The organism is Piscinibacter defluvii (assembly GCF_004011805.1).
In the GTDB taxonomy this organism is placed as follows: domain Bacteria; phylum Pseudomonadota; class Gammaproteobacteria; order Burkholderiales; family Burkholderiaceae_C; genus Piscinibacter; species Piscinibacter defluvii.
Map to the genome: position 1 here is coordinate 1 of NZ_RCHJ01000005.1, position 15,301 is coordinate 15,301.

The window sequence follows — 15,301 nt, forward strand, 5'->3', positions numbered from 1 at the left end:
CTCGGCCGCACGGCCCGCGCCGGCCCCGGCGCCCGCCGAGCCCCCGCGCGCCGCCGCCGAACCGGCGCGCCCGGCCGGCTGCACCGCGCGCCGGCCGGGCGACGAACCGGAGGTGGTGATGATCTTCGACGCCTCCGGCAGCATGCGCCAGCCTTTCGGCAGCAGCCCGAGCCGGCTCGACGCCGCCAAGCGCGCCGCCGAGTCCATGGTGCGGGCGCTGCCGTCGGACGTCGACGTCGGCCTGGTCGACTTCGCGGCCTGCGGCCAGGTGCGGCGCGACCGCTTCTATCCCTCGGCCGAGCGCGGCGCGCTGGTCGGCGAGATCAACGCCCTCGCGCCGAAGCAGGGCACGCCGCTGGCCGACGCGATCCGGCGCGCCGGCACCGTGGCCTCCGACTCCGCGCCCAGCATGCTGGTGATCGTCAGCGATGGGGGAGACTCCTGTGGCGGCGATCCCTGCGCGGTGGCACGGTCCGTGAAAGCGGCCAAGCCGAATGTCACCATCAACGTCATCGACCTGTCCGAATCGCCCAAGGACCGCCAGGTGCTGCAATGCATCGCCTCGGCCGGCGGCGGGCGACTGCTCAGCCCGGGCGATCCGCTGGACATGAACCGCAAGATGCGCGAGGCGGCCGGCACCGCCAACTGCCCTTGACCGATGGCACGCAACGAACAACAGGCCGTGGGAGCACCATGAACTCACCGACCACCGGCGCGCTGCTTGCGCGCGACAAGATCGACCGCTACCGCTCCTACGGTGCGTTCGGCAAACCGGCGTACCAGAGCTACGTGCAGATGCGCGCGATGCTGCGCTCGAAGAAGGGCGAGCGCTTCGCCAACTACTTCGCCAAGCCGGTCTACGACGCCGATGCCGGCGAGCTGCGCTGGAGCGCCGAGGTGCCCGGCGAGGTGCGAAAGCTGTTCGACCTGCAGGGCGCGGAGTTCGAGGCCGGTCAGAAGGCGCTGGACGAGATCCACAGGCAGCTCGTGGAATTCGTGCAGCAGCTGCGCACGCAGGGCCAGGCAAGCGCGCCCGGCCAGCCGCCGGCGCCGGGTGGCGCGGCCGCGTTCGCCAGCCTGCTCGAGCAGGCAATGAAGGTGCCGGGCAGCGGCGACTTCCTGTTCTTCGTCGGCGATCAGCCGGTGATCGCGTTCTGGGGCTTCACCGACCCGGACGGTCGCGCCGTCGACCCGGCGCTGCTCGCGCCGCGCCTGTCCGCCGCCGCGCCGGCACCGGTCGAGCCGCTGCCGGCGGCCATGCCGGTCGAGGAGAAGCGCAAGCGGCCCTGGTGGTGGTGGCTGCTGTGGCTGCTGCTCGCGCTGCTGCTGCTGGCCTTGCTGCTGCTCCTGCCGCGCGCCTGCGTGCCCGGCGGCGGGCTCGACCTGAAGCGCGCCATCCCCGGCCTGGCGCCGCCCGACGACGCGGCCTCCGAGCCGCCGCCGGAGCGGCGTGCCGAGGGCCCGGGCGGGCCGGCCCTGCCGGGTGCACCGGGTGGACCGGGTGGCACCGGGCCGGACGGCGGCGTGCCGCCGGGAACGCCGCCGGGCGCCGAGCCGCCGCTGCCCGGTGCGTCGCAGCCCGACCTGGCCCTGCCGCCCGAGGGCAAGGAGCCGAAGACCGAGCCGCCCGTGCCGCCGGACCAGAAGGAGCCGCCGCCCGAGGACAAGCCGCCGAAGACCGAGCCGCCGCCCGATCCCAAGACCGACCCGCCCAAGCCGCCCACGGATCCGAAGGACCCGAAGGCCCGGACCGACCCGCCGACGCCGCCGAACCCGAAGGACATGAAGATGCCCGACGACCCGAACGCGCAGAAGAAGATGGACTTCCTCGAAGGCCAGTGGAAGGCCGGCGAGGGGCTGGTCGACAAGCGCACGCAGCAGCCGCTGGACCTGGGCTTCCGCTTCGGCAAGGACGGGCAGGGCGAGGTCTCGGTGCGCCGGCCCGACGGCGTGGTCTGCCAGGGCCCGGTGACCGGGCGCATGGCCGGCGGCAAGCTCGGCATCCAGGGCAACCAGTCGATCCCGTGCAACGACGGCAGCTCCTACGGCGCCCCCAAGATCGAGTGCCAGAAGGAGCAGAGCGGCCAGACGCAGTGTTACGGTGTCAACGCCGACGGCAGCCGCTACTACATGGGCATGAAGCGCCAGTGACCCGCCAGCCCTGACCCGCACACGGACGCCCCACCATGGCATTCAACGAACTGATGAAATTCCACGAGGTCGTGCCGCTCATCCCGGGCACCGGGGTGCAGTTCCTCGACTTCGGCTTCTCGATCGGCAAGACCAGCGAGGTGCCGCGCGAATGGGGCTGGTTCGACCCGCGCACCACGCTGAACAACGAGAACACGCCGCCGTGCGTGCGCCGCGGCGACGAGGAGCCGCGCGGCGTGGAGTCCTACTCGACCGACCTGAAGTCGCTCGAGCAGATGTTCAACCGGGTCTGGATGCCCCTGCCGCTGCTGCGGCGCGAGGCACAGGGCTACCACCGCGGGCCGACCAACTGGGCGCGTGCCTACCTGGCCAAGCTCGACGAGCCCGACCCGGACGGCAACACCTACCGCCTGGTGATCGCCTGCGACACCACGCTGCTCGAGTTCATCGAGAGCGAGGCCTACCTCGCGCCCTCGCCGGGCGACGCGCGCAACGGCCACAAGTTCGCCTTGCCCGGCCCGCAGGACGCGGTGGACTGGTACTACGCCGAGAGCTGGGTCAAGGACTGGTGCTACGAGACCTTCAAGGAGATGCTCGAGCGCGAGGAGCGCCGGCGCCGCCAGTACAGCGCGCGTTCGCTCGCCGACGAGGAGGTGCACGACCAGATGCAGGGCAGCAACGAGCACGTGGCGCGCTACAAGGCCTTCGTCGACCTGCTGCACAGCCTGGACATCGTGCCCGCCTTCCAGCTGGTGGACCGCATCACCGAGCCGCGCACGCCGCCGATCGACGTCGACCTGGTGCTCGACCTCGGCAACTCGCGCAGCTGCGGCCTGCTGATCGAGACCGACCCGGAGGCGCTGGGCGTCGACATCACCAAGTCGATCAAGCTGCAGCTGCGCGACCTGAGCCGCGCCGAGCATGTCTACGACGATCCGTTCCCGAGCCGCTTCGAGTTCGCGCGCGCGCAGTTCGGGCGCGACCACCTGTCGATCCGCAGTGGCCGCTCCGAGGCCTTCGGCTGGCCGACCGTGGTGCGCGTCGGCGTGGAGGCGGCGCGGCTGGCCGCGCGGCGCTCGGGCACCGAAGGCTCGTCGGGCCTGTCGAGCCCGAAGCGCTACCTGTGGGACGAGGACGCGCGGCGCGACTCCTGGCGCTTCAACGCCGCCACCACCGAGGCCGGGCAGTCCGACTACGCCACCGGCGTGGCCTTCACCACGCTGGTCAACGACCTCGGCGAGCCGCTGCACCGCATCGACGCCTACACCCTGGCGCACAAGCCCGACAAGGGTTTCCCGGCGATCCGCGCGCTGTACTCGCGGCGCAACCTGACCGCCTTCGCGCTGGCCGAGATCTTCGTGCAGGCGATCTCGATGATGAACTCGCCGATGCACCGGCTGCGCCGCCCGGCCAATGCCAACCTGCCGCGCCGGCTGCGCCGCATCATCATGACCATGCCGACCGCGATGCCGCTGGCCGAGCGCCACATCCTGAAGGAGCAGGCCGAGGCGGCGCGCGACATGGCCTACCTCTCGCTCGGCCTGGCGCAACTGCAGTACCGCGACGACGGCAGCGCCTACATGGCCTACACCGCCGAGGGCCGCATCCGGGCCGAACGCGAGGACCAGGGGCCCGAGGTCATCCTGCAGTGGGACGAGGCCACCGCCACGCAGGCGGTCTACCTGTACACGCAGGTGGCGCTCAACTACTCGGGCGATGCACGGGCCTTCTTCCGCAGCGTGCGCCACCCCGAGAACCAGCTCGATCCGGCCGCCGGCGACGGCTTCCGCCTGGCCACCATCGACCTGGGCGGCGGCACCACCGACCTGGTGGTGACCTCGGTGGCGGTGGACGGCAAGCCGGGCGCCAACGTCACGCTCACGCCGCTGCAGGAGTTCCGCGAGGGCTTCAACCTGGCCGGCGACGACGCGCTGCTGCGCGTGGTGCGCGAGCACGTGGTCGACCCGATCCTGAAGAAGCTGCGCGCGCTCGGCATGGGCGAACGCGCCGACTACGCGCTCAACCAGCTGATCGGCGGCGACCGCGGCGACATGAAGGCCGTCGAGCTGGTGCGGCGCCAGCAGTTCGCGGCGCAGATCGCCGCGCCGATCGCACTCGGCCTGCTGGCCGAGTACGAGGGCTACGACGCGCTGCAGCCGGCGCCGGTGACGGTGCGCCGCTTCGCCGACTTCTTCACCCTGGACACGCTGCCCACGCCCGAGCTGCTGAGCTACTTCAACACCGAACTCGGCAAGTTCGGCGCGAAGGACTTCCGGCTGCAGGACATGGAGTTCGAGATCTCGCTGCCCGACGTCGACCGCACCATCCGCAGCGTGTTCCTCGAGATGCTGCAGGCGCTGGGCGAGATCGTGCACCGCTACCGCTGCGACATGCTGATCCTCTCGGGCCGCACCTCGCGCCTGCCGGCGGTGCGCGCGATCCTCGAGGAGAGCGCGGCGCTGCCCTCGCACCGCGTGCTGCCGCTGCACCTGTTCCGGGTCGGCCAGTGGTACCCGTTCCGCGACTTCCGCGCCACGGTGGGCGACCCCAAGACCACTGCCGCGGTGGGCGCGATGATCTGCCTGCTGGGCAACGGCGGTCTGCAGAACTTCAACTTCCGCTCCGACCAGCTGCGCCCGCGCTCGACCGCGCGCTACTTCGGCAAGCTCGACCAGAGCAACCGGCTGCTGAAGGACGACGAGTTCTTCGACGACCTGGACCTGGACAACGTCAACTACGCGCTGCCCGAGGACCGTGCCTTCGAGTTCCGCGGGCCGATGCCGCTGGGCTTCCGCCAGCTGCCGGTGGACTGGTGGCCGGGCTCGCGGCTCTACCACATCGACTACGCCTCGCCCGACGAGGCGCGTGCGCTGAACCCGCAGACGCCGCTGCGCATCACGCTCAAGCGCGCCGGCCGCAAGGTGACCAACAAGGTCACCGGCGAGGAGTACCTGGACAACCCCAACCTCGAGATCATGGGCGTGAAGGACCGCGAGGACCGCACCGTGCCGAAGGACAAGCTGCGCCTGCGTCTGCAGACCATCAGCCACCAGCAGGGCTACTGGCTGGACACCGGCATCCTGCTCGGGAGCTAAAGCGATGATCGACCCGATCCAACAAGCCCTGCACGACGGCGCCAAGGCGCTCGAATCCGCCAGCCGCAAGGCACGCGGCTGGGTCGGCCGGCTGGCGCAGAGCGCCACCTCGGTGGCCAACGAGGAGCACTCGCTGGTGGAGGCCACGCGGCGCGCCGAGAACCTGGCGCGCAAGCTCGCCTCCTCGTCCGGCCGGCGCAACAGCGCGGGCGTGTTCGGGCCGAGCCAGGCCGGCAAGTCCTACCTTGTCTCGGTGCTCGGCAAGAGCCGCGACCAGCCGCTGATCGTCGACTTCCCCGGCCGGCTGACCAACTTCATCCAGGAGATCAACCCCGAGGGCGGCAAGGAGGCCACCGGCCTGGTCACCCGCTTCACCATCGTCAAGGGCACGAAGGACACGGCCTTCCCGGTGGAGCTGCGCCTGCTGACCGAGACCGACCTGGTGAAGATCCTGGGCAACAGCTTCCTGTCCGATTTCGACCAGCACAACCGCAAGCTCGGCCTGCCCAGCGAGGAGGACATCCGCAGCGTGCTGGTGCGCCTGGAGGCGGCCGCCGGTCCGGTGCAGCCGCACCTGGACGAGATCCTGATGTTCGACATCGGCGAGTACTTCAAGGCGAACTACTCGACCTCGATCGGCCCGCTGTCGCGCGCCGGCTACTGGGACGCGCTGACGCGCTTCGGCCACCGCCTGGGCACGCCGCAGCGCACCGAGCTCTACGCGCTGCTGTGGGGCGGCGCGAAGGGCAAGGACATCACCGAGCTGTTCGTGCTGATGCAGGCTGCGCTCGACAAGCTCGGCCATGCCGCCAATGCACGCGCGACGATCGAGTGCCTGATCCCGCGCGCGCGCAGCATCATCGACGTCGACATCCTGAAGGACCACCTCGGCACGCCGGAGGACCAGAAGGACCTGCTCAAGGTGCTGCCGGTGGACGCCAAGGGCGCGGACGGCCGGCCGGTGGAGATCCCGCGCGCCACGCTGTGCGCGCTGGTGGCCGAGCTGCGCATCGTGATGGCGCACCAGCCCTGGGCCTTCTTCGAGCACACCGACCTGCTCGACTTCCCCGGCGCGCGCTCGCGCGAGCAGATGCTCGACCTGCCGCCCGAGCCCGACAAGCGCAGCGAGTGCGTGCGCAACATGGTGCGGCGCGGCAAGGTCTCGTACCTGTTCCAGCGCTACACCGAGGAACGCGAGCTGACCTGCATGCTGCTGTGCATGCCGCCCTCCAACGCCGAGGTGAAGGACCTCAGCTCGCTGGTGCGCCACTGGGTCGCGCAGACGCATGGCGACACGGCCGTCGCGCGCTCGAAGCTCGCCTGCGCGCTGTTCTTCGTGCTGACCAAGTTCGACATCGAGCTGATGCCCAAGCCGGGCGACACGCCCGAGGCGCTGCGCAACCGCATCGAGACGCGCCTGGAGGCCTCGATGTACCAGCTCTACAAGCAGGAGGACTGGCTGCAGGACTGGAACGGCCAGCCCTTCAACAACACCTTCTTCCTGCGCAACCCGGAGTTCCCGCTGGACGGCGTGTTCGAGTACGCCGGCGAGGGCAAGGAGCGGCGCGAGACCGGCATCGCCGCGCAGGCGCGCGAGCGGCTGGCCGCCAACCGCGCCGGCCTGCTGGAAGGCGAGAAGGCGAAGAAGCACTTCCGCGACCCCGGCCTGTCGTGGGACTCGGCGATGAGCTTCAACGACGGCGGCGTCAGCTTCCTGGTCGAGCAGCTCGAGCGCGTGCTCTCGCCGACGCTCAAGACGCGCCAGCTCGCGGGCCGGCTGGTCGACATGGCGGTGCTGCTGGACGGCCGGCTGCGGCGCTTCTACCAGGCCGGCGACGACGCCTCGCGCAAGGAGAAGGAAGCCGAGCTGATGAACCTGCGGCGCCGGCTCTACAAGGTCTGCAACGACCGTGCGTTCCGCAACTTCGCGCAGCTGCTGGCCTGCATGAAGCTGGTCGAGGCGGACGTGCGCGGCGCGTTCCTCAACGTGGCCTCGCTGAAGATCGAGGAGGTGGCCCCGGCCGAGGCGGCCGAGGCCGGCGCCGAGGCCGACCCCTGGGACGACCCCTGGGCCGACACCTCCACCGAGGCGAGCGCGCAGGCCGTCGCGGCCCCGCCGCCGCCGCGCCGCCAGCGCGACCGCTCCGACCATTTCGCCACCCACGTGCTGAACCTGTGGACCGAGCGCGTGCGCGGCCTGGCGAGCGATGCCCAGGCGCTGACGGCGATGGGCCTGGACGCGCCGCTGGTCATCGCGCTGGCCGACGAACTGGTGATCGGCGCGCACCGCAACCAGCTGATCGAGCGCATCGCCGAGCGCATCCGCACCCAGGTGGCGGCGGCCAACGTGCGCTGGGACGAGGTGGCCGACCGCGCCGCCGGCATCGCCGCGATGATCATCAACGACTACGTCTCGCACCTCGGCTTCGGCGAGCTGCCGGCGCTCGAGCGCCCGGCGGTGCCCGAGCCGCCCAAGCCGCGCCTGCGCGGCGTGTTCCCGGCACCGCCGCTGCCGCCGCGCGGCTCGATCCCCGCGCTCGGGCCGACGCGTGCGCCGCTGGAGCGCGACTACTTCCTCGACTGGGGCGTGGCGCTGCGCCAGCTCGGCCTGGACAACATCAGCTTCGCCGGCGGCCGCGAGATCGAGGAGGAGGACAACCGCGCGCTGGGCGACATCCTGGTCGAGATGGCGCCGGCCACGCAGGTCAAGGCGTAGTGCGGCGGGGTCGCCGCTGATCGCCGTTAAGCGCCGTTAACATCCGCTCGCAGACTCACCGCCGCGCACCATGCCGACCCGCCTGATCCAGATCGACCAGCATCCGCCCGGCACCGCCGCCTTCCAGGTCAGCGGGCCCGGTGTGGCGCCGCTGACGCGGCCCGAGGACCTGGAGATTTCGATCATCCAGCCCGGGCCGACCGAGCGCTACCTCGACCCGCGCAACCCGGACGAGCCCTGGAGCACCTCGGTCTACCGTTTCCACCCGCTCGCCCCGCGGCGCCAGGGCAACGCGCTGTGGCTCGAGATCGACTACGGCGTGAGCTACCACCTGCGCGCCAACCAGCCCTACAAGCTGCGCCTGCGCCAGGCCGAGGGCGTGGAGCTCGACGAGGTGTTCACCGTGCCGGCGGCGTTGCGCCGGCCGACCAGCAAACCGCAGGGTTGGATGCCGCCGGCCGGCCCGCGCGGCCCGCTGGTGGCGCCGCCCATGGGCGCGGCCGACCCGCTGCCGCCGGTGGTCGAGGCGGCCCCGGCGCCGGTGGTGGAGGCGGTGGTGCCGGCCGAGCCGGTGTTCGAGGCGCCGGTGGATCCGCCGCGGGTTGAGCCGCCCATCGATCCGCCGCCGGCCCCGGCGCCTTCAGGGAAGAAGTGGCTGATCCCGGTGGTGGTGCTGCTGGCCCTGGTGGGCGGCGTGGCGGGCTATTACCTGATGCCGGGTGCGCCGGGGCAGGCGATGACGATGGACGCCTGCCGCCGACTGGTGGCGGGCAACCCCGAGCCGGCCGCCGCCAAGGCCGAGGCCGACAAGCTCGCCGGCAAGGGCGAGCTGCTCGACTGCCAGTTCCTGCTCTACCGCTACGCCGCCGACAAGGGCGACAACGGCGCGGCGCGGGTGCTCGGCACCTTCTACGACCCGGACACCTGGTCCAAGGAGAAGAGCCCGCTGCCGGCGCCCAACCCGACGGAGGCGGCGCGCTGGCACAGGCAGGCCGCCGAGGCCGGCGACCCCGAATCGCAGTACCGCTACGGCATGCTGCTCAAGCTCGGCCGCACCGATGCGGCCGACGGCCCCGAGCAGGGCCTGGCCTGGCTGCGCAAGGCGGCCGAGCAGGGCAATGCGCTGGCCAAGGAAGAACTCGCGCGCTGACTTCAGGGAGAACGACGAGATGCCGATCCGACGCCGCGAGCTGGTCGCGCTGGCCGGGCTGGGCGGTTCGCTGAGCGCGCCGCCGTTGTGGGCGCAGGGCAAGGCGCCGCTGCTGATGGACGGCAAGAAGACGCTGTTCCAGAAGGTGCTCACGCGCCCCGGCGCGCTGCTCGCCGCCAAGGCGGGGGATGCCGCGGGCAAGCCGCTCGAGCCGTTCTCGGTGTTCTTCGTCTACGAACGGGCAGACGCCGGCGGCAAGCCCTGGCTGCTGGTGGGCGCGGGCAGCGACGGCAAGACCCAGGGCTGGCTGTCGGCCGATGCCACGGTGCCCTGGAGGCACATGATCACGCTCAGCTTCGCGGTGCCGACCAACCGTCAGCGCGTGCTGTTCTTCCGCGAGCGCCAGGGCCTGACCGACTTCGTCAATGCCGACAACGCCGCCGCCGAGACCGGCAAGCTGCTCAAGGAGATCGGCGCCAAGGGCAACCTCGGGCCGACGCACCCGGTGATCGCCGCCGAGCCCGACAGGTTCGTCGACCTGCAGAAGCAGTTCTACCTGCTGCCGGTGCTCGAGGCCGCCTCCACCGTGCTGAAGACCGGCCACCGCGCGCGCGTGGTCAAGGTGGCCTCGGTGACACGCGACGCGCCGGTGGCGCAGCCCGCGCAGGCCGTCGACAACAGCACCGGCATCGACAACTTCAATGCCGCGGTGGTGTTCGTGATCGACGCCAGCTCGTCGATGCAGCCCTACATCGACCGCACGCGTGCGGCGATGGAGGAAGTGCTGCGCCAGGCGGAGGCCGCCAAGGTGGCCAGCCGCATCCGCTTCGGCCTGGTGGCCTACCAGGACGACCCGGCCAAGACCAAGGGCGTGGAGTACCTGTCGAAGATCTTCGCCGACCCGAACCAAACCGCGACGCGGGAACAGTTCATGGCCGCCACGCAGGGGGTCAAGGCCACCGCCAGCTCGACGCGGGCCTTCGCCGAGGACGGCTACGCCGCGCTCGACGAGGCACTGCGCAAGATCAACTGGAACAACTTCGGCGGCCGCTACGTGGTCTACATCAGCGATGCGAGCGCGCGCGAGGGCAACTCGCCGCTCGCCTCGACCCGGCTGTCGACCGCCCAGATGCGCGCCCATGCGCAGGAACGCGGTGTCGCGATCTACGCGATGCACCTGAAGACCCCCGAGGGCAAGGCCGACCATGCGCTCGGCGAGGCGCAGTACAAGCGCCTGTCGGACTGGCCCGGCAAGGGCCCGTTGTACTTTCCGGTGGAGGCGGGCGACCCGGCGCGCTTCGAGGCCGGTGTGAAGCAGATGGCCACGGCGCTCGTGGAGCAGGTCAAGGCGCCGCAGAAGACACTCGCCGCACCGGCCGCCGCGCCGGCGGCCGCCAAGGCCGACGCGGTGCAGGAGTCGGTGGATGCGGTCGGCCGCGCGATGGTGCTCGCCTTCCTCGGCCGCCAGCAGGGTGTCAAGTCGCCCGCGATGTTCGAGGCCTGGGCGAGCGACCGCGATGTGCGCAATCGCGAGATCCCGGCCTTCACGGTGCGTGTGCTGCTGACCAAGAACCAGCTGTCGGACCTGCAGTCCACCGTGCGCCGCCTGGTCGAGGCCTACGAGAAGACCCAGCTCGATCCGGGCAGCTTCTTCAACCAGCTGCGCAGCGCCGCGGTGGCGATGGGGCGAGACCCGAGCAAGCTCGGCCAGGGCAAGGCGAAGAACCTGGAGGAGGCCGGCCTGATGGGCGAGTACCTCGAGGGCCTGCCCTACCAGAGCCAGGTGATGGGCATCGACTTCTCGACCTGGACCAACATGAGCGTCGGCCAGTCGCAGGCCATCATCGACAACCTGAAGTCGCTGGTCGCGCTGTACCAGCGCTTCCACGACGACGTCGACCGCTGGGTCAAGCTGAACCCGGCGGCCTCCGACGGCGACAAGGTGTTCCCGGTCCCGATCGACTCGCTGCCCTGATGGCGGACGTACTCCGCCTCGAGGGCCTGCGCTACCAGCGCGCCGGCGACGGGGCGTTCGCGATCGAGGTCGGCACGCTCGCGCTTGCGCCCGGGCAGGTGCTGGGCATCGTCGGGCCCTCGGGCTGCGGCAAGAGCACCTTGATCGACGTCCTCGCGCTGCTGCGCCGGCCGAGCCGCCTCGGCGCCTTCGTGCTGCAGGGCAGCGACGTCGCCGCGCTCTGGCAGCGCGACGACGTGGATGCCTGCACCGCGCTGCGCGCCGCGCACGTCGGCGTGGTGCTGCAGACCGGCGGGCTGCTGCCCAGCCTCACGGTGCTCGAGAACGTGCGCCTCGCGCAGCGCCTGCTCGGCGCACGCGACGAGGCCTGGGTGCAGCACCTGCTCGCCGCGCTCGATCTGCGCGGCCTGGGCGAGCGCCGCCCCGCCCAGCTCTCGATCGGCCAGCGCCAGCGCGTGGCGATCGCGCGGGCGCTGTCGCACCGACCCGCGCTGCTGCTGGCCGACGAGCCGACCGCCTCGCTCGGCGTCGACCATGCGCCCGCGGCGCTCGACCTGCTGCTCTCGCTGGCGCGCGACAGCGGCGCGGCGCTGGTGATCGTCAGCCACGACCTCGACCTGCTGCGCGACAAGGGCGTGCCGCTGCGCGCCTGCGTGGTGCAGCAGCACGCGGTGGTGCTGGAGGACGCTGCATGAGCGGGCGGCCGGCACTGCGCCTCGGCCAGCTGCTGCGCCTGGCCTGGCATGACCTGTGGCACGAACGCTGGCTTGCTGCCTGTGCCGCCTGCGTGCTGGCTGCGACGCTGGCGCCGCTGTGGACGCTGTGGGGCCTGGAGCGCGGCGTGATCGGCACCTTGATCGAACGCCAGGACCGCGACCCGCTGATGCGCGAGCTGGTGCCCGCGGCCACCGGCGCGAACCGCTTCGACGCGGCCTGGTTCGAGCGTGTGCGGCGCTGGCCCGAGGTGGGCTTCGTGATCCCGACGGTGCGCTCGGCCGCCGCGCTGGTGGAACTGTTCAGCGAGGCCGCGAACGCGCCGGTGGCGGTCGACCTGCGCGCCACCGCCGCGGGCGACCCGCTGCTGGCCGGCGCCGCGCCGCCCACCGGCCGCGGCCTGGTGCTGACCGCGGAGGCCGCGCGGCGCCTGAACGCGCAGGCCGGCACGGCGCTCACCCTGCCGCTGCAGCGCGAACGCGAAGGCCGCAGCGAGACCGCGGCGCTGGCGGTCACGGTGGCCGGCGTGCTGCCGCTGGCCGCTTCCGACGGCCGCGCCGCGCTGGCCGCGCCGGCGCTGCTGGAGGCGATCGAGTCCTGGCGCGACGGCTACCGCGTCGAGGGCCTGGGCGAGGCCGGTTCGGGCCCGCCGCCGCCGCGCGCGGTGCACCCGATGTTCCGTCTCTACGCCAGCTCGATCCGCGAGGTCGAGTCGCTGGCGGCGCGGCTCGAGTCCGAGGGCGTGTCGACCCACACCCGCGCGCGCGAGATCGCCGCCACGCTCGGCCTGCAGCGCAACCTGCGCACCGTGCTCGGGCTCGTCGCGGCGATCACGCTGAGCGGCGCGGTGATCGCGCTGGCCGCGCTGCAGATCGCCGACCTGCGCCGCAAGCGGCGCGAGTACGCGCTGCTCAAGCTCACCGGCCATGGCCGCGCCTGGCTGGTGGCGCTGCCCTGTGTGCATTCCGTCGCGGTGGCACTGGTCGGCGCGTTGCTGGCGCTGGGCGTTTACGCTCTGGCGGCGCTGGCGATCAACACCTACTTCGCCGCCCACTTGGCGGTGGGCGAGGCGGCGGTGCGGCTGGGCGGGGCCGGGGTGGCCGCCGGCACGCTGGCCGCCGTGATCATTTCCGTGCTGCCGGCCCTGGCGGGCGGGTGGCGTGCATCGAACGTGGAGGCTGCCGATGAACTGCGCGAGCAATGACCCACACCGCATCCGCTGGCGCGCCGGCGCCGCGCTGCTGCTGCCGCTGGCGGCCTGGGCGCAGTCGCCCTGGCCGCCGGCGCAGTCCAACCCCGCGCCGGCCAAGGACGACCTGCTGCTGCCCATGCCCTGCGGCGGCGCGATGGCGTTCCGCCGCGTCGTCATCCCGAGCGCCGACGTGCTGGACGACCGGCGCGTGCAGCTCGGCGGGCCCGAGCCGCGTTTCGGCTACGTGGAGGCGAGCCGCAACGACTACGTCGGCGGCGGCTTCGTCGACACCGCGACCAAGAACCAGCGCTACTTCCTGATCGGCAAGTACGAGGTCACTGCGCTGCAGTACGACGCGCTCGGTGCTGCCTGCCCGGCCGTCAAGGACGAGGGCCGGCTGCCGAAGACCGCGCTGAGCTGGAACGAGGCCGCCTACTTCGCCGGCCGCTACTCCGAGTGGCTGGTGAAGAACGCGCTGGCCAAGCTGCCCGCCGAGGACGGTGCGCCCGGGTTCGTGCGCCTGCCCACCGAGGCCGAGTGGGAGTTCGCCGCCCGCGGCGGCGTGGCGGTGGACGCGGCCACCTTCGAGCAGCCGATGTTCCCGATGCCCGAGGGCGCGCAGCGCTACGTCTGGCATGCCGGCACCGACTCGTCGAACAACGAGCTGAACGCGGTCGGCCTGCTCAAGCCCAACCCGCTCGGCCTGCACGACATGCTGGGCAATGCCGGCGAGTTCGTGCTCGATGCCTTCCGCCTGAACAAGCACTCGCGCCTGCACGGTCAGGCGGGCGGCTACACGGTCAAGGGCGGCGACTTCCGCACCGCGCTGGCCGACATCCGCGCCGCCGCGCGCACCGAGTACGTGCCGGTGGACAAGAACGGCGAGCGGCGCGACAAGGCCACCGGCTTCCGCCTGGTGCTGGTGCCGGGCTCGCTGCCCACGCCCGCGCGACTGCAGGCGGTGCGCACGGCGTGGGAGAAGCTGCCGTCGTCCGACAGTGGCGCGGCGGCCCAGGCGCTGGCCGATCCGGTCAAGGAGGTCGAGGCGCTGGCCAAGGCGGTCAGCGACCCGGCGCTGAAGAAGCGCATCGAGGGCGTGGGCGGCGTCATCAAGGCCAACATCCAGACCCGCAACGAGCAGCGCGACCGCTCGGCCAAGAGCGAGATCCGCGTCGGGGCCTACCTGGCGCAGAAGATCATCGAAGACCAGCGGCGCATCCGCCAGTCCGAGGCCACGGTCAAGCTGCTCACCGGCCAGCTGCAGAAGGACGCCGAGGCCAACCTCGCGGCCAGCAAGTCCAACCTCGATGCGACCCTCAACTACATGATTGACACCCTGAAACAGATCGGTCTAGATTTCCCCGCGCCTTCGACCACTGCCCAGGGAGAGATCCTCAAGCGCGAGTTCGAGGCCCGCAACGTGCCGGGCTACGGACCGCTGGTCGATCTGGTCGTCCGCACCAGCCAGGGCGTTCGCTCGGGCAAGCCGGTCGACAAGGCGGCGCTGGTGACCGAACTGGCCAAGCTCGAAGGAACCCGGAAATGAGATCGCTCTTCACGCAACGTCTGATCTGCACTGCGGTGGCCTCGGCCATGCTCGTCACGCTGAGTGCCTGCCAGACGACCGGGCCGATGCAGACCGGCTCGACCCAGGGCAGCGGCGCGCCGGCCCCGCAGCTGACGCCGGCCGAGCAGCAGATGCGCGCCGATTCCGAGCGCTTCAACAACACCGTGATCGGCGGCATCGTCACCGGTGCGCTGGCCGGTGCGGCCGCGGGGGCGCTGATTGCGCTGGCCACCGGCGGCAACAAGAAGGAAGTGCGCAACGCCGCGGTGGGCGGCGCGGTGGTCGGCGGCACCATCGGCGGCATCGACGGCTACGTCACGGCCAAGAAGGAGCAGGCCGGCCGCAGCGAGATCCGTGCGCTGCAGGCCGCCGCCGCCGACGTGCGGCAGGACAACCAGAAGCTGCAGGCCTACCTCGACAGCTCCGGCGCCGTGCTCAACGAAGGCAAGGCGCGCCTGGCCTCGCTGGGCAACGACCTGAAGGCCAAGCGCATCAGCACCGAGCAGGCCGAGGCGGCGCGCCAGCGCGAGGTGCAGAACATCGAGTCGATGAACGGCACGCTGACGCAGGCCAAGAAGACCCGCGACCAGTACACCCAGGCCTCGGCCAAGTTCGCCGGCACGCCGCAGGAGCGGCGCGACCTGGACGCCGAGATCGCGCGCATGAACCGGCAGGTGGCGCAGCTCGAGCAGAACATCGCCGACTACAACCGCGCGCTCGCGGTTTCCCGTGCCTGAGCGG

General features: G+C 71.8%; 10 protein-coding genes. All 10 read left to right on the forward strand.

The genetic code is table 11. The features are described 5' to 3' along the window. Window positions 1-655, forward strand: a 655-nt coding sequence (locus D9C15_RS15590) for a vWA domain-containing protein (RefSeq protein ID WP_127998865.1), incomplete at its 5' end; no start/stop codon positions are given. A gap of 38 nt (window positions 656-693) precedes the next feature. After that, window positions 694-2,151: a hypothetical protein gene (locus D9C15_RS15595; RefSeq protein WP_127998867.1), complete on the forward strand. Its 1,458-nt coding sequence runs from the start codon at window positions 694-696 to the stop codon at window positions 2,149-2,151. Between the two features lie 35 nt (window positions 2,152-2,186). Then, the gene (locus tag D9C15_RS15600; RefSeq protein WP_127998869.1) at window positions 2,187-5,246 is read left to right on the forward strand and encodes a virulence factor SrfB; all 3,060 of its coding nucleotides are present in this window, start codon (window positions 2,187-2,189) and stop codon (window positions 5,244-5,246) included. 4 nt (window positions 5,247-5,250) lie between these two features. Next, a complete protein-coding gene (locus tag D9C15_RS15605; protein WP_127998871.1) occupies window positions 5,251-7,962 on the forward strand; it encodes a virulence factor SrfC family protein in 2,712 nt (903 codons plus the stop codon). A 70-nt stretch (window positions 7,963-8,032) separates the two neighbouring features. Continuing rightward, window positions 8,033-9,112 (forward strand): tetratricopeptide repeat protein, encoded by a 1,080-nt coding sequence (locus D9C15_RS15610; RefSeq protein WP_127998873.1) that lies wholly within the window; start codon window positions 8,033-8,035, stop codon window positions 9,110-9,112. 19 nt (window positions 9,113-9,131) lie between these two features. Continuing rightward, window positions 9,132-11,087, forward strand: coding sequence for a vWA domain-containing protein (locus tag D9C15_RS15615; protein WP_127998875.1), 1,956 nt, complete (start codon window positions 9,132-9,134; stop codon window positions 11,085-11,087). Further along, entirely contained in the window at window positions 11,087-11,782 is a 696-nt protein-coding gene (locus D9C15_RS15620; protein ID WP_127998877.1) for an ABC transporter ATP-binding protein, read from the forward strand. Before D9C15_RS15615 ends, D9C15_RS15620 begins: the two co-directional genes overlap by 1 nt. Next, a complete protein-coding gene (locus D9C15_RS15625) occupies window positions 11,779-13,005 on the forward strand; it encodes an ABC transporter permease (RefSeq protein WP_127998879.1) in 1,227 nt (408 codons plus the stop codon). Before D9C15_RS15620 ends, D9C15_RS15625 begins: the two co-directional genes overlap by 4 nt. Beyond that, the gene (locus tag D9C15_RS15630; RefSeq protein WP_127998880.1) at window positions 12,986-14,539 is read left to right on the forward strand and encodes a formylglycine-generating enzyme family protein; all 1,554 of its coding nucleotides are present in this window, start codon (window positions 12,986-12,988) and stop codon (window positions 14,537-14,539) included. Before D9C15_RS15625 ends, D9C15_RS15630 begins: the two co-directional genes overlap by 20 nt. After that, entirely contained in the window at window positions 14,536-15,297 is a 762-nt protein-coding gene (locus D9C15_RS15635; RefSeq protein ID WP_127998882.1) for a glycine zipper domain-containing protein, read from the forward strand. Before D9C15_RS15630 ends, D9C15_RS15635 begins: the two co-directional genes overlap by 4 nt. Window positions 15,298-15,301 lie beyond the last annotated feature (4 nt).

Bases quoted from the DNA above. Each gene is read 5' to 3' on its own strand.
- D9C15_RS15630 (WP_127998880.1), top strand. From the start codon at position 12,986: ATGAACTGCGCGAGCAATGACCCACACCGCATCCGCTGGCGCGCCGGC.
- D9C15_RS15635 (WP_127998882.1), top strand. From the start codon at position 14,536: ATGAGATCGCTCTTCACGCAACGTCTGATCTGCACTGCGGTGGCCTCG.
- D9C15_RS15600 (WP_127998869.1), top strand. From the start codon at position 2,187: ATGGCATTCAACGAACTGATGAAATTCCACGAGGTCGTGCCGCTCATC.
- D9C15_RS15595 (WP_127998867.1), top strand. From the start codon at position 694: ATGAACTCACCGACCACCGGCGCGCTGCTTGCGCGCGACAAGATCGAC.
- D9C15_RS15625 (WP_127998879.1), top strand. From the start codon at position 11,779: ATGAGCGGGCGGCCGGCACTGCGCCTCGGCCAGCTGCTGCGCCTGGCC.
- D9C15_RS15620 (WP_127998877.1), top strand. From the start codon at position 11,087: ATGGCGGACGTACTCCGCCTCGAGGGCCTGCGCTACCAGCGCGCCGGC.
- D9C15_RS15610 (WP_127998873.1), top strand. From the start codon at position 8,033: ATGCCGACCCGCCTGATCCAGATCGACCAGCATCCGCCCGGCACCGCC.
- D9C15_RS15615 (WP_127998875.1), top strand. From the start codon at position 9,132: ATGCCGATCCGACGCCGCGAGCTGGTCGCGCTGGCCGGGCTGGGCGGT.
- D9C15_RS15605 (WP_127998871.1), top strand. From the start codon at position 5,251: ATGATCGACCCGATCCAACAAGCCCTGCACGACGGCGCCAAGGCGCTC.